Source organism: Paraburkholderia sp. Clong3, assembly GCF_050436485.1.
Classification (GTDB): Bacteria; Pseudomonadota; Gammaproteobacteria; order Burkholderiales; family Burkholderiaceae; genus Paraburkholderia; species Paraburkholderia tuberum.
This window is the reverse complement of record NZ_JBNDMH010000002.1, coordinates 3,654,831-3,675,934: the sequence shown is the minus strand read 5'-3', so window position 1 is coordinate 3,675,934 and position 21,104 is coordinate 3,654,831. Positions and strand designations below refer to the sequence as shown.

At 65.7% G+C, this 21,104-nt stretch carries 19 protein-coding genes and 1 pseudogene; 8 read left to right on the top strand and 12 right to left on the bottom strand.

What is annotated here, in order from left to right:
* Positions 1-17: 17 nt before the first annotated feature.
* Entirely contained in the window at positions 18-1,028 is a 1,011-nt protein-coding gene (alc, locus tag OKW30_RS21130; RefSeq protein ID WP_187628213.1) for an allantoicase, read from the bottom strand.
* Between the two features lie 136 nt (positions 1,029-1,164).
* Positions 1,165-2,543, bottom strand: a pseudogene (locus tag OKW30_RS21125) (C4-dicarboxylate transporter DctA).
* 236 nt (positions 2,544-2,779) lie between these two features.
* Between OKW30_RS21125 and OKW30_RS21120 the strand changes: the two are divergent.
* Entirely contained in the window at positions 2,780-3,466 is a 687-nt protein-coding gene (locus OKW30_RS21120; RefSeq protein WP_090801859.1) for a FadR/GntR family transcriptional regulator, read from the top strand.
* 71 nt (positions 3,467-3,537) lie between these two features.
* On the opposite strand, the gene gap is transcribed toward OKW30_RS21120, so the two are convergent.
* Both gap and tkt read right to left on the bottom strand, forming a co-directional pair.
* The gene (gap, locus tag OKW30_RS21115) at positions 3,538-4,548 is read right to left on the bottom strand and encodes a type I glyceraldehyde-3-phosphate dehydrogenase (RefSeq protein ID WP_184066779.1); all 1,011 of its coding nucleotides are present in this window, start codon (positions 4,546-4,548) and stop codon (positions 3,538-3,540) included.
* A gap of 112 nt (positions 4,549-4,660) precedes the next feature.
* A complete protein-coding gene (tkt, locus tag OKW30_RS21110) occupies positions 4,661-6,682 on the bottom strand; it encodes a transketolase (protein ID WP_184058466.1) in 2,022 nt (673 codons plus the stop codon).
* A gap of 266 nt (positions 6,683-6,948) precedes the next feature.
* Between tkt and speE the strand changes: the two genes are divergently transcribed.
* The 3 genes from speE (at position 6,949) to OKW30_RS21095 (ending at position 9,129) form a co-directional block, all read left to right on the top strand.
* The gene (gene speE / locus OKW30_RS21105; RefSeq protein WP_429347496.1) at positions 6,949-7,851 is read left to right on the top strand and encodes a polyamine aminopropyltransferase; all 903 of its coding nucleotides are present in this window, start codon (positions 6,949-6,951) and stop codon (positions 7,849-7,851) included.
* 104 nt (positions 7,852-7,955) lie between these two features.
* The gene (locus tag OKW30_RS21100) at positions 7,956-8,369 is read left to right on the top strand and encodes a VOC family protein (protein ID WP_090801864.1); all 414 of its coding nucleotides are present in this window, start codon (positions 7,956-7,958) and stop codon (positions 8,367-8,369) included.
* Positions 8,370-8,388: 19 nt separating this feature from the next.
* A complete protein-coding gene (locus OKW30_RS21095; RefSeq protein ID WP_429293945.1) occupies positions 8,389-9,129 on the top strand; it encodes a 16S rRNA (uracil(1498)-N(3))-methyltransferase in 741 nt (246 codons plus the stop codon).
* A gap of 129 nt (positions 9,130-9,258) precedes the next feature.
* Here the strand turns inward: OKW30_RS21095 and OKW30_RS21090 are convergent, their stop codons facing one another.
* From OKW30_RS21090 to OKW30_RS21080, 3 genes are all read right to left on the bottom strand, one after another.
* Entirely contained in the window at positions 9,259-9,819 is a 561-nt protein-coding gene (locus tag OKW30_RS21090) for a barstar family protein (RefSeq protein ID WP_184066790.1), read from the bottom strand.
* Positions 9,820-9,835: 16 nt separating this feature from the next.
* Entirely contained in the window at positions 9,836-10,249 is a 414-nt protein-coding gene (locus tag OKW30_RS21085) for a ribonuclease (RefSeq protein WP_429347495.1), read from the bottom strand.
* Between the two features lie 421 nt (positions 10,250-10,670).
* Positions 10,671-13,010, bottom strand: coding sequence for an NADP-dependent malic enzyme (locus OKW30_RS21080; RefSeq protein ID WP_429347494.1), 2,340 nt, complete (start codon positions 13,008-13,010; stop codon positions 10,671-10,673).
* 178 nt (positions 13,011-13,188) lie between these two features.
* On the opposite strand from OKW30_RS21080, the gene thiL reads away from it, so the two are divergent.
* The 4 genes from thiL (at position 13,189) to OKW30_RS21060 (ending at position 15,928) form a co-directional block, all read left to right on the top strand.
* Positions 13,189-14,190, top strand: a complete 1,002-nt coding sequence (thiL, locus tag OKW30_RS21075; RefSeq protein WP_184066799.1) for a thiamine-phosphate kinase — start codon at positions 13,189-13,191, stop codon at positions 14,188-14,190.
* Complete coding sequence (locus OKW30_RS21070; RefSeq protein WP_429347493.1) at positions 14,180-14,755, top strand: phosphatidylglycerophosphatase A family protein; 576 nt, start codon at positions 14,180-14,182, stop codon at positions 14,753-14,755. The genes thiL and OKW30_RS21070 overlap by 11 nt, the downstream gene beginning before the upstream one ends.
* A 109-nt stretch (positions 14,756-14,864) precedes the next feature.
* On the top strand, positions 14,865-15,365 hold the full coding sequence (locus OKW30_RS21065) for a CinA family protein (protein ID WP_184022908.1): 501 nt from the start codon (positions 14,865-14,867) through the stop codon (positions 15,363-15,365).
* Between the two features lie 32 nt (positions 15,366-15,397).
* Positions 15,398-15,928 (top strand): cupin domain-containing protein, encoded by a 531-nt coding sequence (locus OKW30_RS21060; protein WP_187609983.1) that lies wholly within the window; start codon positions 15,398-15,400, stop codon positions 15,926-15,928.
* A 48-nt stretch (positions 15,929-15,976) separates the two neighbouring features.
* On the opposite strand, the gene pyrF is transcribed toward OKW30_RS21060, so the two are convergent.
* From pyrF to araH, 5 genes are all read right to left on the bottom strand, one after another.
* On the bottom strand, positions 15,977-16,792 hold the full coding sequence (pyrF, locus tag OKW30_RS21055; RefSeq protein WP_184066806.1) for an orotidine-5'-phosphate decarboxylase: 816 nt from the start codon (positions 16,790-16,792) through the stop codon (positions 15,977-15,979).
* A 171-nt stretch (positions 16,793-16,963) separates the two neighbouring features.
* Entirely contained in the window at positions 16,964-18,025 is a 1,062-nt protein-coding gene (locus OKW30_RS21050; RefSeq protein WP_429347492.1) for an aldose 1-epimerase, read from the bottom strand.
* A gap of 220 nt (positions 18,026-18,245) precedes the next feature.
* Entirely contained in the window at positions 18,246-19,187 is a 942-nt protein-coding gene (locus OKW30_RS21045) for an SMP-30/gluconolactonase/LRE family protein (protein ID WP_429347491.1), read from the bottom strand.
* Positions 19,184-19,984: an SDR family NAD(P)-dependent oxidoreductase gene (locus tag OKW30_RS21040; RefSeq protein ID WP_429347490.1), complete on the bottom strand. Its 801-nt coding sequence runs from the start codon at positions 19,982-19,984 to the stop codon at positions 19,184-19,186. Before OKW30_RS21040 ends, OKW30_RS21045 begins: the two co-directional genes overlap by 4 nt.
* A 51-nt stretch (positions 19,985-20,035) precedes the next feature.
* Positions 20,036-21,052 (bottom strand): L-arabinose ABC transporter permease AraH, encoded by a 1,017-nt coding sequence (gene araH / locus OKW30_RS21035; protein WP_184022903.1) that lies wholly within the window; start codon positions 21,050-21,052, stop codon positions 20,036-20,038.
* Positions 21,053-21,104: the final 52 nt, after the last annotated feature.

Below are 21,104 nucleotides of genomic sequence, written 5' to 3'. Positions count from 1 at the left end.
CCATGACGTTGCTTGCGTTAAGCGATCTCGCCCCACAGACGCAGGCGCGACACGCCGCCGTCCGGGAAGATGTTGAAGCGCACGTGCGTGAGCGGCCCGAGCGCGGCGAGGTCGTCCGCGAACGCGTGCACATGATCCATTTGCAGTTTCTGTTCGCCGAGCAGCACCGGCCAGAACATCGCCTGCGTGACGAGGGAATCGTCGGTGCCGCCGGTCACCGATGCCGCCTGCAGCGAGCAGCGATCCGGGAAGTTGCCCTTGAAGTGCGCGGTGTCCACTTCGATCTTGCGGATCACGCCGGGCCGCGCGAGCGCGACGATCGCCCAGTCGTTGCCCGGCTCGCGACGCCGCCGCGTTTCCCAGCCGTCGCCCATGTTCACGCCACGGCCCGGCATCAGCATCTGCGAGGCCGGCCCGAAATGCTGGTTGTTCGCGGCGACGAGGTACGCGCCGTTTTCGATCGCGGCGAGATCGAGCAGCGTGCCGCGCTCGACGCGGCTCCAGTCGCGCTGCGGCTGGCCATACACGCGCAGTCGCGCGAGCCCGCCGTCCGGATACAGATTCACGCGCAGATGGGTGACCGGGCGCGCGTCTTTCACCTCGACGTAGTGATGCTGGTTGCCCTGTAGCGTTGTCGCCGGCACGAGCGGCTGCCAGTCGGCGTGCTCGGGCGGCACGTCAGCGTCGCTATGACAGGCATCGATCGACGCCGCCGGCGGGAAATTGCCGGTGAAGTGGCTCGTATCGAGATCGACCCCATGCACGACGCCCGGCCGCGCGAGCTGGATCACGCAATGGTCATGGCCGGTCGTGCGCTTGCGACGCGTCTCCCAGCCGTCCATCCACTTGCCGTGGTCGTCGTATTTGCCGGGGATGAACACCGCCGGCTGCGGGTCGAGCATGCGCTCTTTCGGCGCGAAGAATTCGTCGCTGGCGAACAGCGCCTTCGCGCCGAGGCGCGGATCGGCGAGGTTCATGTAGCGGCGTGTGAAGGCGGGAGCGTTCGGGTCGAGGATCGGGTTGGCCATGATGTCGGTCGGTGTCGAAGAGGTCGGAAACAGCCGGCGGCGCCACGGCAACCGCCGGCTTTGCGAAAAAAGGTCGAGGAGCTATCCAGGAAGCGAATGCCGGTTCGTCTGGTCAGACCAGATCCCCGCGCAGCCGTCAGACCGCCGGCGCGGGTTCGGCCGCACCGGGTTCGACGAGCGTGTCGTCGACGACTGGCACGTAGCGCAGCGCCGCGTCGCGATTCAGCACGCGATGCGCGCGCGCCTTGTCGATATCGTTTTCCCACACGGCGACCACCACCGTCGCGACGCAGTTGCCGATCAGGTTGGTGAGCGCCCGGGCGATGCCGACGAACCAGTCGACCGGCAGAATCAGCACGAGACCGAGCACAGGAATCGCGGGAATCGCGGAGAGCGTCGCCGCGAGAATCACGATCGCAGAGCCCGGAATGCCGTGCGCGCCCTTCGACGTCACCAGCGACACCAGCACGACGACGATCAGGTCATGAATAGACAGCGGCGTGTTGGTCGCCTGCGCGATGAACAGCACGGCGAGCGTCAGATAGATCGAGAAGCCGTCGAGGTTGAACGAGTAGCCGGTCGGAATCACGAGACCGACCGTCGAATCCTTGACGCCCATCCATTCGAGCTTGCGCATGATCTGCGGCAGCACGGCGTCGGACGACGCGGTGCCGAGCACGATCGACAGTTCTTCGCGCAGATAGCGGATCAGCTTGAAGATGCTGAAGCCGGCGAGCCGCATCACCGCGCCGAGCACGAGCACGACGAACACCGCGCAGCTCGCGTAGAACACCAGCACGAGCATGCCGAGCTGCTTCAGCGACTCGACGCCGTAGGTGCCGGTCGTGAACGCGATCGCGCCGAGCACGCCGAGCGGCGCGAGCTTGATGATGAAGCCCATCACGCGGAAGAACACCTGCGACAGCTCATCGATCAACCCGCTCACGCGCTGCGCGCGCTTGCCGAGCAGCGACAGCGCCGAGAACACTCACGCGCTGCGCGCGCGCGCTTGCCGAGCAGCGACAGCGCCGAGCCGAACAGCACCGAGAACACGAGGATCTGCAGAATGTCGCCGGTCGCGAACGCGTTGATCGCCGTGTCGGGGATGATCTTCAGCAGGAAGCCCGCTGTGTCCTTCAGGCTCTTCGCGTGCTCGGTATAGGTCGCGAGCGACGCCGCATCGAGCGAGTTCAGGTTCACGTTCATACCTGCACCAGGACGCGTCGCGTAAGCGAGCACCGCGCCGATCACGAGCGCGATCGTCGTCATCGCCTCGAAGTAGATCACCGACTTCAAGCCGACGCGGCCGACCTTGCGCAGATCGCCCGCGTGCGCCATGCCGCTCACCACCACGCAGAACACGATCGGCCCGATCACCATCTTGATCAGCTTCAGAAAGCCGTCGCCAAGCGGCCGCAAGGACTGCGCGAAATGCGGAAACACGGCACCGAGCACGATGCCGACCACGAGCGCTATCACGACCCGGCCAAATAGCGAATTGAAGAATTTCAACACGGCTTCCTCCTGCGGATGGTTGTCTCGGTCACTTCTGTTCAGACTGGTCCGACCAGTGCTGTTATGGCGAATAGTAGGAAGCCGATATACCCGCGTCAAGAACTCATCGAACAGTGTTTACCCGTTGTTTCTTCGGCGATTTCGGGTCGGATTCGGGATTTCAGACGGCGCGCGGCGCGCCTTCTCGCGCGCAAGGATTAGAATTGCGGTCAGACCACGCTACCGAGCGATCCCTCATGAAAAACGTCCCGCACACCGTCACCGACGCGGCCATCGCGACCATCCGCGAACGTATCGAGGGGGGCGTCTATCCGGTGGGCAGTCTGCTGCCGGCGCAGCGCCAGCTATCCGATGAACTGTCGATCAGCCGCGCGTCACTGCGCGAAGCGCTGTCCACGCTGGAAGCGCTTGGTCTGCTGGTGATCCGCCCCGGCAAGGGCGTCTACGTGGAAAGCGCGCAGGCGAAAAACGCGCAGGCGTGGCGCTTCGCCGAGCAGTCGTCGCTGCCCGACACGTATCAGATGCGCTACGCGCTCGAAGGCTTCGTCGCGCGCATGGCGGTGCTCGCGGTCACCAACGACGACCTCGCGTGGCTCGAGGAAAACATCACCGCGATGCAAAGCGCGCTCGCCTGCGAGGAACTCGACGAAGCGGCTCGGCTCGACTACGCGTTCCATATGCGCATCGTCAGCATCGCGGGCAATGCGGCGATCGAGTCGATCCTGCGCAGCAGCGCCGAGATCATGCAGGAAAGCCAGCGCATGCCGTTCTACCGGCGCGAGCGGGTGCTGTCCACGTACACCGAACATCGCGCGATTCTCGACGCGTTGAAGGCCCGCGATTCGCTCGCCGCGGGCAAGGCGATCGAGACGCACATCGCGAACGCCGCGCAGCGCGCCGGCGTCTATTTCCCCACGCCGTAGACGGCAAAAATCGCAGACGAAAAAAAACCGCTCCGAAGAGCGGCTTTTTCATGCAGCGTGAAACCCGAAACTTACTTCGCGTTCGCGAGCGCCACAGCCGTGTCCAGCATGCGGTTCGAGAAGCCCCACTCGTTGTCGTACCAGCTCGACACCTTCACGAGACGGCCCGACACCTTGGTCAGCGTCGAGTCGAACGTCGACGAAGCCGGATTGTGGTTGTAGTCGATCGACACGAGCGGTGCGTCGTTGTAACCGAGGACGCCCTTCAGCGCGCCTTCCGATGCTTCCTTCATGATCGCGTTGACTTCCTCGACCGTCGTGTCGCGCGCGGCGATGAACGACAGGTCGACGACCGACACGTTGATCGTCGGGACGCGGATTGCGTAGCCGTCGAGCTTGCCGTTCAGTTCCGGCAGCACGAGGCCGACCGCCGATGCCGCGCCGGTCTTGGTCGGGATCTGGCTATGCGTGGCCGAACGCGCGCGGCGCAGGTCTTCGTGGTACACGTCGGTCAGAACCTGGTCGTTCGTGTACGCGTGGATCGTCGTCATCAGGCCGTTCACGAGGCCGATCTTGTCGTTCAGCGGCTTGACCAGCGGCGCGAGGCAGTTGGTCGTGCACGATGCGTTCGAGATGACCGTGTCCGATGCCTTCAGCACGTTGTGGTTCACGCCGTAGACGACGGTCGCGTCGACGTCCTTACCGCCCGGCGCCGAGATGATGACCTTCTTCGCGCCGCCCTTGATGTGCGCGCTCGCCTTTTCCTTGGTCGTGAAAAAGCCCGTGCACTCCATCACGACGTCGACGCCCAGCTCGCCCCACGGCAGTTCGGCCGGGTTGCGGTTCGCCAGCACGCGGATCTTGTCGCCGTTCACGACGAGGTAGTCGCCGTCCACCGACACGTCGCCCGGGAACTTGCCGTGCGCGGTGTCGTACTGCGTCAGGTGGGCGTTGGTCTTCGCATCGCCCAGATCGTTGATGGCGACGATTTCGATATCGTGCTTCTTGCCGTTTTCATAGAAGGCGCGCAGGGTATTGCGGCCGATCCGGCCGTAGCCGTTGATTGCGACGCGAATCGTCATGATTTATCTCCTGATGGCTAAAAAATCCGTCTATGTTCGCCTGGTCGGACTTCCGGTTCGGTGCGTTGCCGCGCGCAGCCACGAGGGGCGCAACGGCAATGCGACGCAACCATCAGCCGAGCGCGGCCTTGACCGTCGCCACCACGTGCTCGACGGTGAAACCGAAATGCTTGAACAGCACGCCTGCCGGGGCCGATTCGCCGAACGTGTCGATGCCGACCACGCCGCCTTCCAGACCCACGTACTTGCGCCAGAAATCCGACACGCCCGCTTCGATCGCGACGCGACGCACGCCATGCGGCAGCACGCGTTCGCGGTACTCGGCGTCCTGCCTGTCGAACACGGTCGTCGACGGAATCGACACGACGCGGGCGGCGATGCCTTCGCGCGCGAGCGGCTCGACGGCTTTCATCGCGAGTTCGACTTCCGAGCCCGTCGCGATCAGGATGATCTTACGCGCGACGATCTCTTCATCCCAGTCGCGCAGCACGTAGCCGCCCTTCTCGATGTTGGCGATCTGCGCGTCGGTGCGCTCGTTGAACTGCAGGTTCTGGCGACTGAAGATCAGGCACGACGGACCTTCATGCTCGATCGCATGGGTCCAGGCCACCGCGGTTTCGACCGTGTCGGCCGGGCGCCACGTTTGCAGATTCGGGATCAGGCGCAGGCTCGCGACGTGTTCGATCGACTGGTGGGTCGGGCCGTCTTCGCCGAGACCGATCGAGTCGTGCGTGAACACGAAGATCGACGGCGACTTCATCAGCGCGGCGACGCGCAGCGCGTTGCGGCTGTAGTCGGAGAACGTCAGGAACGTGCCGCCGAACGCCTTGTAGCCGCCGTGCAGCGCGACGCCGTTGATCGCCGCGCTCATGCCGAATTCGCGCACGCCGTAATTCACGTAGTTGCCGGCGGCACGGCCTTCGGCATTCACGCGCACCGGCTTGGCGGCCTTCCAGTTGGTGAGGTTCGAGCCGGTCAGGTCGGCGGAACCGCCGAGCAGTTCGGGCAACACGGCCGACAGACCTTCGATGGCCTGCTGCGATGCCTTACGCGTCGCCACGGTCTCAGCGCGCTCGTTCGCGCCGGCGATGATCGCTTTCGCCTTATCTTTCCAGTCGGCCGGCAGTTGCTTCGCGCTGCGGCGCTTGAATTCGGCCGCTTCCTGCGGGTACTTCGCCGCGTAGGCAGCGAACGCCTCGTCCCATTCCGCTTCGAAGCGCGCGCCCGCTTCCTTCGCGTCCCATGCCGTGTAGACTTCCTGCGGGATCACGAACGGCTCCCACTTCCAGCCGATCGCTTCGCGCGTCGCCGCGATTTCCTTGTCGCCGAGCGGCGCGCCGTGCGAATCGTGCGAGCCCGCCTTGGTCGGCGCGCCTTCACCGATCACGGTCTTGCAGCAGATCAGCGTCGGCTTGTCCGATAGCTTCGCCTGCCTGATCGCCGCGTCGACCGCGTCGACGTCATGGCCGACCACGTTCGGGATCACGTTCCAGCCGTATGCTTCGAAGCGCTTCGGCGTGTCGTCGTGGAACCAGTGCACCACTTCGCCGTCGATCGAAATGCCGTTGTCGTCGTAGAACGCGATCAGCTTGTTCAGCTTCAGCACGCCCGCGAGCGAGCAGGCTTCGTGCGAGATGCCTTCCATCAGGCAGCCGTCGCCGACGAACACGTACGTGTGGTGATCGACGATCCTGGCGTCGGGCTTGTTGAATTCGGTGGCGAGCAGCGATTCGGCGAGCGCCATGCCGACCGCGTTCGCGAGACCCTGGCCGAGCGGGCCGGTGGTCGTCTCGACGCCCGGCGTGATGCCGTATTCCGGGTGACCCGGCGTCTTCGAATGGAGCTGGCGGAAGTTCTTCAGCTCGTCCATCGGCAGGTCGTAGCCGGTCAGATGCAGCAGCGAGTACAGCAGCATCGAGCCGTGACCGTTCGACAGCACGAAGCGGTCGCGATCGGCCCATTGCGGGTTCTTCGGGTTATGGCGCAGATGACGCGACCACAGGGCGACGCCGATTTCGGCCATGCCCATCGGCATGCCGGGGTGACCGGAGTTCGCCTTTTGAACGGCGTCCATGGCCAACGCGCGGATCGCGTTGGCCATCAGGGAGGTGGGTGCGGGAGACGGGGTCGTCATGTCGAGTCCGGAGACAAAGTCAGAAAGCGGGGGCGCGCTTGAGGCCCGGGAGCTCGGCGGTCACTTCGCTACGGCGCACGATGCGGCGCCAGGAGACGCGAAACGGGCAGAGCAAGCGGACAAGGCTGAAAGCGTCACATTCTAGCAGAAGGTTAACCCCTACCCGGCCGGAAAGCCGCCTGGCCGCGAGGTTCAACGCACACCGCCAGGCGGCATTTACAATTCGAGCAGCTGTGTGCCCGCACTACCGATCGAGCCCGTCCGCCGTGAACGCCCCGCTATTGTTCCAGCCTTGTCCCGACGCCGTCTACGGCTTTCCTCACGCGCGCCTCGTCGAGCGTGTCGAATCCCGTTATCAGACGATCGAGATCTGGGACACGCCGCAGCTCGGCGCGCTGTTCACGCTCGACGGCCGTCCGATGACGTCCGCAGGCGACGAGTTCATCTACCACGAATGCATGGTGCATCCGGCCGCGCTCGCGCATCCGGCGCCGCGCGCGGCGCTGGTGCTCGGCGGCGGCGATGGCGGGGCCGCGAGGCAATTGCTCAGGCATCCGGGCATCGAGCGGATCGTCGTCGCGGAGCTCGATCCCGAGGTCGTGCGGCTCACGCGCGGACATTTGCCGCAGGTGCATGGCGGTGCGTTCGACGATCCGCGCGTCGAGCTGGTGATCGGCGATGCGGCGGACTACGTCGCGGCGGCGGCCCGCGCGACGCAGGGTGCAACGAACGTCGCGGCCGCGCAGTTCGACCTCGTCGTATTCGACCTGACGCCACCCGATTCGCCTGCGGCCGGCCTGTACACGCCGACCTTCTACGCGCAGTTGAAGCGCGTGCTACGTGCTGATGCGTTGCTGTCGCTCCATCTCGGCTCGCCGTACCACCACGCGCCGCGCATCGCCGCGCTGCTCGGCGATCTGCACGCCGCGTTCGCACAGGTGCGCACGCTAGGCACCTTCGTGCCGCTCTACGGCTCGCTATGGCTGATGGCGATCGCCAGCGACACGCTCGACCCCGCCGCGCTCACCGCCGACACGCTCACCGAGCGTCTCGCCGCGCGCGGCATCGATTCGCTGCGTCATTACGAACCAGCCCTGCACGCGGGGCTATTCTCGGCGGCGCGATCGGCGCGCGATAAACTGAGCCCGTTGACGAAGTCGTCCTTTTGAAGCGCGGACACCTTGCGCGAATCGGTTCGTGTGATGCCGGCGTGCCGCGCCCGACCGAAACCCGCAACCGTGGCCTCGCCGCCTCACGAGATCCGGAGAACTCCATGACCGCCCCCCACCCCGCCGGTGTGCCCTGGCTCACCCCCTATCTGACGGTGCGCGACGCGCGCGCGTCGACGGCATTCTTCTCGGCGGCGTTCGGTTTCGACGTGCGCGACAGCGTGCAGGACGACGGCGTCGTCATGCACGTCGAGATGACCTATCAAGGCCAGCTGATCGTGATGTTCGCGCCTGAAGGCGCGTTCGGCTCGACCGCGAAGACGCCGAAAAGCGCGGGCACGATCGCGCCGCAATCGTTCTATGTCTATGTCGAGGACGTCGACGCCGTGTATGCTCGCGCGCTCGCGGCCGGCGCGAAGTCGCTGAGCGAGCCACAGGACCAGTTCTGGGGCGACCGCTTCGCGCAGGTCGAGGATATCGACGGCTATCGCTGGGCACTCGCCCGCCACCTGTCCTGAATTCAAGAGTCTCCCGTCGATGCCCCGTTTTTTTGTTGATATCCCGCTTTACGCCGACGACGTGATTGCACTGCCCGACGACGTCGTGCGCCACGTGGCCGTGCTGCGTCTGCAGCCAGGCGATTCCCTGGCGTTGTTCAACGGCCAGGGCGGCGAATACGGCGCCGAACTCGTCGAGGTCGAGCGTCGTGCGGCTCGCGTGAAAATCGGCGAATTTCGCGCGATCGAGGTCGAGCCGCCGTATCGGCTGACGCTCGCCCAAGGCATCGCCGGCGGCGACAAGATGGACTGGCTGATCGAGAAGGCGGTCGAACTCGGCGCCTCGGGCTTCGTGCCGCTCGCGACCGCGCGCAGCGTCGTGCGGCTTACCGGCGAGCGCGCGCAGCGGCGGCAGCAGCACTGGCAGGGTGTGGTGCGGGCGTCGTGCGAACAGTGCGGACGTAATCGGCTTCCGGACGTGATGCCGGTGTGCGAGATTGGCGCGTGGCTCGATACGCTGTCGCGCGAGCCGGCGCCTGACGAGCTGCGCCTGCTGTTATCGCCGCGCGCGAGCATCGGCTTTGCGGCCCTGCCTGACGCGCCGCCGCCTGGTGGCGTGACGCTGCTGATCGGCCCCGAAGGCGGCCTTTGCGCCGACGAGGAAGCCGCCGCCGGCGAACAGGGCTTTACCGCGATTGGCTTGGGACCGCGTGTGCTGCGCACAGAGACCGTCGGAATCGCAGTGTTGGCGGGGCTCGCGGCGCGCTGGGGCGGCTGGTGAGCGGGTGCTTGCCCTAGCAGCGCGACAAAAGCAAAGGCCCGCCAGTTAGCGGGCCTTTGCCGTTTATACCGCGACGTTCACTGTCAGACTCAAGCAGCTACGCCTGAACAGGCGAAAATCCGGCGAACTTCAAGCGAACGAGTAGAACACCCGGAACGCGACCTTGCGCTCGGCCCAGAATTCGGCCGCTTCACGGAACACGTCGAGCAGCGTCTCGCGCCCTTCCTTGTCGAATTTCTGCGCGATCGGCAGGTGTTCGAGCACGATCACGAAGCCGGGCTGCGCGCCGGCCTTGTGCACGAGGTCGGTCAGGCAGTCGTAGAGCGCGTCGTAGTTCTTGCCGAAATGCCTGGGAAACAGGAACGACGTCGCAATCGTCTCGAGCACTTCCTGCTTCGAGGCGGCGTTCGCGCAGTACGCATACAGAAAGTGCTGGCCGAGCAGGTTGGCCTCGTCGGCGAGATCCTGCACGCGGAACGCGCGGATCGACTGCACGATGTTCGGCCGCACCGTCCTGAAAAGGCTCATGGGCTCCTCGTTCGATGAAACCACCGTGGCAGCCTCGCTTTGATTGTCGCGACCCTGCTCGCCGGCGCGCATCTTCATGACGCGTTGGAACAAATTGCCGTCGCCGGCCGCGAAAAGATCCGTCGCGACTCCGGAATCGTGCGCGTAGATGTTGTCGCTCATGCCGTTCATCCCAATGTCATTCAACAATATGGTTAAAACTGGTGTAATGGTCGTCCGAGTAATAACAATTGTCGGTCCGCTGTAGCGGACCTCCGCAGACGATGCGGCGCGCCCCGCGATTACGCGCGTGAGGCGTGGGGACGGTGTATTCGTGGTAATAGCCGCGCCGGTGGGCGGGCAGCACCCGTTCGTAGTTGCCGAATACGATGCCGTCCTTCTGATACGGGTAAGGCCCGCCGGCGGCAATGAGGTTCAACGTATTGACCGCCTCGCGCGGCAATTGCGCCAGCGCGATGGTGCCCACCTGCGCTTCCACCCCAGTTGGCGCCGAGTAATCTCGCGCCAGCGCTTCGGGCGCGGAACTGGACAACACGCAGAGTGCGGCGGCACCGATCAGCACGCCTTTCATGCGCAACCAGTTGCGTGCCATGTATCAGGTTTCCCCGCTGTCAGATCACGAGTTTGACGACCATGAAAGTCGTAAGGGTATCGCTAATAGCCTTTGGAATCAACGTTCGACGGCCGATGGCACCCCGCCTCACCCCGCGGAAAAGCCGGTGGCGGGGACTTTGACGACTTTTGACAGAATGTTTAGCTCGATCAGGCTAAACTGAGCTCAATCGTGATCGAATGCAGTGCGGGCGGTGCAAGCGGCCGCTGGCAGAGGCGCTCGATTGCGGTTGTTAGAGCCTGAAACCACTGAGCCGAAAGGCCGTGTCATTGCCATTTTTCGGGGTGGCGATCCCCAGCTTGCCCTGAGGGCGTGCCCATTGCGGGCACGCCTTTTTTTTCAGGTACGGCCGGTTGGAAAACCGGCGCCGGGCCCGTCGCGGCCCGATCACGATGCGCGGTTAGCGGGTTGCGCTGACGTCCGCGACCAGCAGCGCCGTCATGTTGACGATCCGGCGCACCGTCGCCGACGGCGTCAGCACGTGCACCGGCTTGGCCGCGCCAAGCAGAATTGGGCCAATCGCAATGTTGTTGCCGGCCGCCGTCTTCAGCAGGTTGTACGAGATATTGGCCGCGTCGATGTTCGGCAGCACCAGCAGGTTCGCGTCGCCTTCGAGCGTCGAATCGGGCAATACCTCACGGCGCAGGTTGGCGTCGAGCGCGACGTCGCCGTGCATTTCGCCGTCAACTTGCAGCCCCGGCGCGCGTTCGCGCAGGATCTCGAGCGTATCGCGCATCTTCTGCGCCGTCGGCGCGTTGCTCGAACCGAAGTTCGAGTGCGACACGAGTGCAACCTTCGGCTCGATGCCGAAACGGCGCACTTCCTCGGCTGCCATGATCGTGATCTCAGCCAGCTCGGCCGGTGTCGGATCGACGTTCACGTGCGTATCGACGAGGAAAATCTGCCGATTCGGCAGCACCAGCGCGTTCATCGCCGCATAGACTTTCGCGCCGGGCTTCTTGCCGATCACCTGATCGATGAAGTGCAGGTGGCGGTGTGTGGTGCTGACCGTACCGCAGATCATGCCGTCCGCCTCGCCCTTGTTGACCATCATCGAGCCAATCAGCGTGGTGCGGCGGCGCATCTCGAGCTTGGCCATCTGCGTCGTGATGCCCTTGCGCGACATCATCTTCGCGTATTCCTGCCAGAACTCGCGGTAACGTTCGTCATGATCGGTGTTGACGACCGTGTAGTCCTGCCCCGCGACGAGCCGCAGGCCATAACGCGCGACCCGCTGCTCGATCACGGCCGGTCGGCCGATCAGGATCGGCTTTGCGAGCTTTTCGTCGACGATGATCTGCATCGCGCGCAGCACACGCTCTTCTTCGCCTTCCGCGAACACGATGCGCTTCTTCTCCGGCTCGACGCTGCGCGCGAGCTGGAAGATCGGCTTCATCGTCGTGCCGCTGTGATAAACGAACTGCTGCAGATGCTGCGCATACGCGTCCATGTCCTCGATTGGACGCTCGGCGACGCCGCATTCCATCGCGGCCTTCGCCACCGCGGGCGCGACCTTCACGATCAGACGCGGATCGAAGGGTTTCGGAATCAGGTATTCCGGTCCGAACGATAGATCCTGGATGCCGTACGCGGTCGCGACGATGTCGCTCTGCTCCTGGCGCGCCAGCTCGGCGATCGCGTTGACGGCGGCGATTTCCATTTCGCGCGTGACCGTCGTCGCGCCGGCGTCGAGCGCGCCGCGGAACAGAAACGGGAACACGAGCACGTTGTTGACCTGGTTCGGGTAGTCGGTGCGGCCCGTGCACAGCACCGCGTCCGGACGCACTTCGAGCGCGAGTTCCGGCAGGATTTCCGGCGTCGGGTTCGCAAGCGCGAGGATCAGCGGCCTGGCGGCCATCTGCTTGACCATGTCCTGCTTGAGCACGCCGCCGGCCGACAACCCGAGGAACACGTCCGCGCCTTCGATCACCTCGGCAAGCGAGCGCGCGTCGGTTTCACGCGCGAAACGCTCCTTGTCCGGGTCCATCAGTTCGGTGCGGCCCTTGTACACGACGCCCGCGAGGTCGGTCACGGTGATGTTTTCGAGCGGCAGGCCGATGTCGACCAGCAGGTCCAGACACGCGAGCGCCGCCGCGCCCGCGCCCGACGCGACCAGCTTGACTTCCTTGATGTCCTTGCCGACGACCTTCAGGCCGTTGGTGACCGCCGCCGCGACGACGATCGCGGTGCCGTGCTGGTCGTCGTGGAAGACCGGAATCTTCATGCGCTTGCGGCATTCGCGCTCGACGATGAAGCAGTCCGGCGCCTTGATGTCTTCGAGGTTGATGCCGCCGAAGGTCGGTTCGAGCGCGGCGATCACCTCGACCAGCTTGTGCGGATCGCTCTCGTTGATCTCGATATCGAACACGTCGATGCCGGCGAACTTCTTGAACAGGACGGCCTTGCCTTCCATGACCGGCTTCGACGCGAGCGGCCCGATGTTGCCGAGACCCAGCACCGCGGTCCCGTTCGTGACGACGCCAACGAGGTTGCTGCGCGCGGTGAAGCGCGCGGCGTTCAGCGGGCTCTCGACGATTTCCTCGCACGCGAACGCGACGCCAGGCGAATACGCCAGCGCGAGGTCGCGCTGGTTGATCATCTGCTTGGTCGGGGCGATCGCGATTTTGCCGGGAGTCGGAAACTCGTGGTAATCGAGAGCTGCTTCGCGGAGTTTGGTATTGACGGGATTCGACATAAGGCGGGCTTCGGAGGGCAGATTAGAATAGACGTTCGACGGCATTGTAGCCCCAATTGCCTACGCAATTCCTTCAATACGGGTACAACAGCCGCGACTGAAACAGCGTGAAAGGGCGCGTTGCCCGTTGTCCGGATGGTCAGGCGCTTGCGACGGGGCATCACGCTCAATCACCCTGATCCGCGCCATTTCTCCAATCGTTCTCCGCTCACCGTCCGCCATCATGCTTTCCGAGTTTTCGCTGATCGATCGTTTCTTTGCCCGCCGCGCCGCCGCCGTGCGGCCCGCCAATGCCGAAGGCGGCACGCTCGGCATCGGCGACGATTGCGCGTTGCTGGCGCCGCCTGCCGGCGAAATGCTGGCGATATCGACGGACATGCTGGTCGAAGGCCGTCATTTCTTCGCCGATATCGATCCCGAAGCGCTCGGTCACAAGGCGCTTGCCGTCAATCTGTCTGACCTCGCCGCAATGGGCGCGCAGCCGCGGGCGTTCACGCTGGCCTTCTCGCTGCCGAAAGCCGACGAAGCCTGGCTTTCCGGTTTCAGCGAAGGCCTGTTCGCGCTCGCCGAGCGCTACGGTTGCGAGCTGATCGGCGGCGATACGACAGGCGGGCCGCTCAATCTGTGCATTACGGTATTCGGCAGCGTGCCGCCACGAACAGCCTTGCGCCGCGATGCCGCGCAACCCGGCGACGACATCTGGATCTCCGGCACTCTCGGCGACGCGCGCGCCGGCCTCGGCGCGCAGCGCGGCGAATGGTCCGCCACCCCGAATGACGCCGCGACGTTCCGCCGGGCGCTCGAACGCCCCGAGCCGCGCATCGCGCTCGGCCTCGCGCTGCGCGGCATCGCACACGCGGCGCTCGACCTGTCGGATGGACTCGCCGGCGATCTGCGGCACATCCTCGAACGCTCGTCGGTGGGCGCGAGCGTCGACGTCGATGCGGTGCCGCGCTCGGCCGCGCTACGCCGCCTGCCGCCCGACGTCCAGCAGCGCTGCACGCTCGCCGGCGGCGACGACTACGAGCTGTGCTTCACCGCGCCCGCCGCCGCGCGCGCCGCGGTCGAGGCCGCCGCGCAGAAGGCCGCCGTGCCGGTCACCCGCATCGGTACAATAAGCGCACTGGAGGCGGTCACCGACCGCCCGGCCATCGCGTGGCGCAACGCCAGCGGCGCGCCGCTCACTCTGACCTTGCAAGGTTTCGATCACTTTCATGCAGAATGACCCCCCGCTCGGCCCCGCCGACGACTTCCTCGGCGGCGAGCCGCCCCAGCCGCCTGGACCGCGCGAGCCGAAGCCTGCTCAGCCGCGCCGCGCGACCGCGCGCTTCATGCTGTCGCATCCAGTCCACCTTCTGTCGCTCGGCTTCGGCAGCGGGCTGTCGCCCGTCGCACCGGGCACGATGGGCACGCTGCTCGGGTGGGCCTCGTTCGCGGTGCTGAGTCGTTATCTGACAGTTATTGAATGGGGCGTGCTGATCGGCGTCGGCTTTCTCGCCGGCATCGCGTTGTGCGGCTTTACCGCGAAGCGGCTCGGCGTCGAGGATCCGTCGGCGGTCGTGTGGGACGAAATCGTCGCGTTCTGGCTCGTGCTGCTGATGGTCACGCCTGCCACGCTCACCGGCCAGGTGTGGGCGTTCCTGATCTTCCGCTTCTTCGACATGGTGAAGCCGCCGCCGATCGGCTACTTCGACCGCCGGCTGAAAGGTGGCTTTGGCATCATGTTCGATGACCTGATCGCCGCATTTTTTACGTTGCTGGTGATTGCGCTGTGGCGGATGTCGGTTTGAGCGCTGCCTGTTCACCGTTCGAGTACCGTTCGACTCTTTTGGTCGCCGCCCAGCCCCTGCCGCTCGCCGCGCCGCCCGGCCGGCTTCGTTTTCCGGATTGACTGACGCCATGCCTACCGATTCCGTCGTTCACCAGCTTGCGATCCGCGTGAGCAACCGTCTGCGCGACGAGCGCCTGATGCTCGTGACCGCCGAGTCCTGCACGGGCGGCATGGTCGCGACCGCGATCACCGACATCTCCGGCAGCAGCGGCTGGTTCGAACGCGGCTTCGTCACGTATTCGAACCAGGCGAAAAGCGAAATGATCGGCGTGCCGGCCGACCTGATCGAAAAGCACGGCGCGGTCAGCGAGCCGGTCGCACGAGCGATGGCCGAAGGCGCGCTGCGCAACAGCCGAGCGCAGGTGTCGCTGTCGATCACCGGCGTCGCCGGCCCCGGCGGCGGCACGGAAACCAAGCCTGTCGGCATGGTGTCGTTCAGTTGGAGCAACCGGCTGCACACATCGGTGGAAACGAAGATTTTCAAGGGCGACCGCGACCAGATCCGCGTGCAGGCCGCGGCGCACGCGCTGCGCGGCCTGCTGGCGCTGCTCGACGAACGCGAGCATTGAGCGGCGTCTAACTATCGCCGAGGAGGCGGACAATGCCGGATTCGCGCGCGATCGCAGACGAACTGATCCGCCGCTTCGATCTGAAGCCCCATCCTGAAGGCGGCTTTTTTGCGGAGACCTACCGCTCGGCCGCGCGTGTGCTGCGCGTCGGCGAACCGAGCGAGGTTGGGAACGCCCGTGCGGCGTCGACTGCGATCCATTACTTGCTGTGCGACGGCGCGCATTCGGCGTGGCATCGGATCCGTTCCGATGAAGTCTGGCATTTCTATGCCGGCGAGCCGCTGCTGGTCCACGTGCTCGATGAAAGTGATGCCGGCGGTGCGCTCGTCACGCACCGGCTCGGCAATCCGCTCACGCATCCCGATACGGTCTGTCAGGCCGTCGTGCCGGCCGGCTTGTGGTTCGCGGCCGAGTGCGCCGATCCGGCATCGTTCGCGCTGGTCGGCTGCACGGTCGCGCCGGGTTTCGAATTCAGCGAGTTCGAACTCGCGGAGGTGGACGCGCTGAAGGCGCGGCATCCGCGGCATGCGGGGTTGATCGGGCGGCTCGCACCGGCGCGCTGACGCGCCGCGCCGGCCGTCGCGGGATCGCCCGCCGCGGGATCGCCCGGTTCAACGAAACGCGTTGATCCGGTCGCGGGTGTCCTTCGCGGCCTGCGCGGCCGCTTGCGCGAAATCGTCGCCCCTGCCCGCGTAGATGATCGCGCGCGAAGAGTTGATCAGCATGCCGGTGCCGTTCGCGGTGCGTCCGGCGCTCACGGTGGCCTGCACGTCGCCGCCTTGCGCGCCGATGCCCGGAATCAGCAGCGGCATGTCGCCGACGATTCCGCGCACCACTTCGATTTCCTTCGGAAACGTCGCGCCGACCACGAGCCCAAGCTGGCCGCTCGCATTCCACTTCTGCGCGGCCAGTTGCGCGACGACCTGATACAACGGCCGACCGCTTGTCTCGAGAAACTGCAGATCCGAGCCACCCGCGTTCGACGTGCGACACAGCACGATCACGCCCTTGCCTGCGTGCTCGAGATACGGCTCGATCGAATCGAAACCCATGTACGGATTGACCGTCACCGCGTCGGCCTGGTAGCGCTCGAAGGCCTCGCGTGCGTATTGCCCGGCCGTGCTGCCGATATCGCCGCGCTTGGCGTCGAGAATCACCGGCAGGCCCGGATGGTTCGCATGAATGTGGGCGATCAGCTGCTCGAGCTGCTCTTCTGCGCGATGCGCAGCGAAGTAGGCGATCTGCGGCTTGAACGACGACGCGTACGGCGCGGTTGCATCGACGATCGTGCGGCAGAACTCGAAGATCGCGTCGGCGCGGCCCGCGAGCGCACCCGGGAATTTGCTGGGCTCGGGATCGAGGCCAACGCACAGCAGCGAATTCGTGCGCTGCCAGGCGTCGTTGAGTGTCTGGATGAAATTGGACATGGTGAGTCTCGCGGCGAGCCGGTAATCGGAGGAGGCGCGTATTTTACCTGTCCCACGAACGCCGTCCGTCGATGGCGGTCACCGCGCGGCCCGCGCCTCATAGGCGATAGCAGCGCCAGGCCGCCCGTTCGTCCGGCCGGCGGCCCGGCGGCCCGGCGGCTAGCACTGCGGCTACTGCCTGCGCCGCGCGCCGCGCCCGCCCGGCATCGAGCGCAGTCCAGTCCGCTCGACCGTGAAGCGGAACGTGCGCGTCAACCGCTCGCCGCGCTTGAGCAGCGTCATGCCGTTTTCGCTCGCGCCGCCCGCCAGGTTCATCGCATTGATCGGATGATCGACCGGTTCGAAGCAGAAGAAGTCTTCGCCGGGCGGCGTGTACAGCACGTAATAGTCGGTGTCGGCGGCGATGTTCAGCGACAGACGGCGCTTCGGCCACACCACTGCCGCCTGGCCGCTCCAGCCGGTGAACGCGTGATTGACGATCGTCTCCGGCAGCGGATACGCGACGCCGAACTGCCACGCGGGGGGCGCCGGCACGTGGCGCACCGGCAGCCAGTCGTCGCCCGAGAGCCACAGGCCGCCGGCCGCCGCCGACAGCTCGGTGTCCGCGTCGCGCACGAAGAACGGATGCACGCCGAGCCCGAACGGCAGCGTCTCGCGGCCAGCGTTTTCGATGTCGAGCGAGACGACCAGCGTTGGGCCGTCCAGCGTATAGGTTTGTGTCGCGCGGAACGCGTACGGCTTGCCGTCGCTGCGGTCGAGCGCGAGACGCACGTGCTCGCGGCCCGCGTCGAGCACCTGCCATTGCGCGAGCCAGCCGTCGCCGTGAATCGGCAGCGGCTCGTCGGCGCGGTTGCGCGGCACCTCGACGCGCCGCCCGGCCACGCTGAAATGGCCGCCGCCGATGCGGTTCGAGTATGGCAAGAGCGGATAGCAGGCCAGCTGGTTCGGTTGCGTATCGACACCGACGTGACTGCAGCGCCGAAAGATCGGCGTCAACGCGCCGTCGTCGCGCCAGTCGAAGCGGGTCACGCCGCCGCCGAGCGTCGGCGCGACATCGAGACGCAATTGCGAGTTGGCGAGCGTGACGCACGCGACATCGCCGGCGCTGCCTTCGCCGAGGGCCACCGCCGACGTGCTCGGGCCCGCCAGCACGGGATTGGCGGCCGCGGCGAGTCGCGAGCGTCGCGTTTGAGAGGTTGGGGATGAGGCTGAAACGAGATTCGCAACAGTCATATCTGGCTCCATCGAGAGGCGTGGGACGTTGCCGTCAGGGTTGACGGGAGTGGCGGGCGACTTTTTGTGACCAATTCGCCTCGAGTCCGAACTGCATGCTGCCGATTCGTTGCCGGCCGGTCGCGGGCGTATTGCTCGCGGACCGAAACTGCCACATCGACTTCTGCTTCACCTTCAGGATCGCGGCCCCGGCGTGCGGCCGGGGCTGCGTCATTCTGCGCTAGATAGGCGCGCCCTGGAACAGCGGCTCCGCAACACCGCGCCGCGCGAGCGTCGCGACGAACAGGTCGCCCGCGAGCGTGTCGGCCGCGCGCGCCGTCGCATCGAGCTCGGCGTAGGCGCTCGTGATGTACAGCGTGTCGAGCGCCGGCTCGCCCTGGGCGCTGCCCGTGGCCTGGCCGAGCGCGGCACCGCCGATCGCGACGCAGCTCGGCTGCGTGGTCGGCACGTCGATGCGCTCGGTTTCCACGCCATCGGGACCGTAGCGCACCACGCGCGCGCCGCCCCATTGCGCGTTCCACAGGCCGCCGTCGCTGTCGACGGTCGAGCCGTCGGGGATGCCGTTCGCATCGGTCAGGCGAGTGAACAGGCGATCGTTCGCGATGCCGCCGTCCGCGCGATAGTCGCACGCGCGGATTTCACGCGTCGGCGAATCGCAGTAGTACATCGTCGCACCGTCGGGACTGAATGCGATGCTGTTCGAAATCGCCGGCGCTGGCAACGGTAAACGTTCGAGCGACAGATCGTGATTCAACCGATAAAAGCCGGCGACCGTCTGCCGTTGCCCGCTTTCGTCCTTGGTGCCGAACACGAAACGCCCTTGCCGATCGCAGCGGCCGTCGTTGACGCGTGTATTCATGCCGGGCTCGACGTCGACGATGCGCTGTGTGCTGCCTGTCTGCAGATCGAAAAACGCGAGGTGCGATGCGAGCCCGAGCAGCACGTAGCGCGGGTTTTCGCACAGTGCGAAGGTGGCGAGCCGCTCGGGCATGTCGAACGAATCGCTGCGGCCGTCGGCCGGATCGTAGCGCCACAGCCGCGCGCCTTCGATGTCGGTCCAGTAGAAGCGGGCGCTCCTCGCGCACCAGGTCGCGCCTTCGCCGAGCTCGCATTGCGCGTCGAGCAGCAGCGTGGCCCGCTGCACGCGCGGGCTGGCGCTCACGCCCAGCCTCCGTCGACGACGATGTCCTGCGCGGTGATCATGCGGCTGTCGTCGGCGGCGAGGAACAGCGCCATGCGCGCGAGGTCGGCCGGCATCAGCTCGGCGTCGATGCACTGGCCTTCCTTGATCTGGCGGCGGCCGTTGTCGTCGAGCCACAGGCGCAGCTGCTTGTCGGTCATCACCCAGCCCGGCACCAGCGTGTTGACGCGGATATTGAAGTGGCCGAGGTCGCGCGCGAGCCCGCGCGTCAACCCCTGCACCGCCGACTTCGAGATCACGTACACCGGATAGCCGCCGTTCTTCAGCATCCAGCTGATCGAGCCGAGGTTGATGATCGAGCCGCTACGCGCGGCCTTCATGTCCTCCATCACGGCCTGCGCCGCGAAGAACTGATGGCGGATGTTCACGGCGATGCCCGCGTCGAACGACTCGCGCGTCACGTCGCCGATCTGATGGCGCTTGTCGTTCGCAGCGTTGTTGATGAGCACCTGGATCGGACCCAGCGCGGCCTTCACGTCGGCGATCGCTTTTTGCAGCGCGTCGACGTCGGTCAGATCGCAGGCCAGAAACAGCGGCTTGTGTTTCGAATCGCCGAGCTGGTCGGCGAGCGCTTCGCCCGCGCTCGCGTCGATATCGAAGAACGCGACGCGCGCGCCCTGCGCCGCGAAGTGCTCGACGAACGATGCGCCGATGCCGGTCGCGCCGCCCGTGATCAGCACCGTACGGTCGACGAGGCTCGGATAGCGCGCGTACGCGGTGTCAGCGAGGCTGGCGTTTGCATTGGCCGGAGACGACATCGTTCGATTCCTTTATGAGCTTGGATGTGCTTGGGATGGGGTGAAAGCGACTCAATCGCGCGAGCCGCGGTTCTTCAACTGGTCGAGCAACACGGCCGCGAGCAGGATCGCGCCGCGCACAAGGTACTGATAGAACGCGTCGATGTTCAGCAGGTTCATCACGTTCTCGACCGTACCCATGATCAGCACGCCGATCACGACGCCGGAGATCGTCGCGCGGCCGCCCAACAGCGACACGCCGCCGAGCACGCACGCGGAGATCACGTTCAGCTCGAAGCCTTCGGCGGCGTTCGGCTGACCCGACGTGATACGCGACGCGAGAATCACGCCGGCAAGCGCGGTGACGGCACCCTGGATCAGAAAGATGTAGACGCGCGTGCGCTCCACGTTGATACCGGCGAGCCGCGACGCTTCCGGATTACCGCCGATCGCCAGCGTATTGCGGCCGTACACGGTCTGGTTAAGCATCACGCCGAACACGATGAAGCAGATCAGCGTGACCCAGATCGGCAGCGACACGCCGAAGAACGTCAGGCCGCCGAGCGCGATGAACGTATCCGACGACACGCCGACCGCCTGCCCATGCGACACGATGAAGCCGAGGCCGCGGACGATTTCCATCGTCGCGAGCGTCGTGATCAGCGCGTTGATGCGCAGATAAGCGATCACCGCGCCGTTGACGAAGCCGATCACCGCGCCCGCCGCGACCGCCGCGATGATCGCGATGACCGTGCTGTTGGTCGCGTTGAGCACCATCGCGCACAGCACGCCGGCGAACGCGACGGTCGAGCCGACCGACAGGTCGAAGTCGCGCGACGCGAGGCAGAACATCATCGTGCACGCGACCATGCCGATCTGCGAGATCGACAGCGCGAGGCCGAGCATGTTCTCGATCGAGAAGAAATGATCGACGGTCAGCGACATCGTGACGAACATCAGGATGAAGATCACGATCAGGCTGTATTCGGTGATCTGCTGCCACCATTTGGCCTTGTCGCCGGTCTGCGGAATCAGCGCGTCGGCCGCGCTCTTGGCGGTCTGCTGCGCGAGGTTTTCTCTGGCTTGCATGTTCAATACTCCTCCCCGTTCCCCACGGGTTGCGGACTCGCGTCCGGATAAG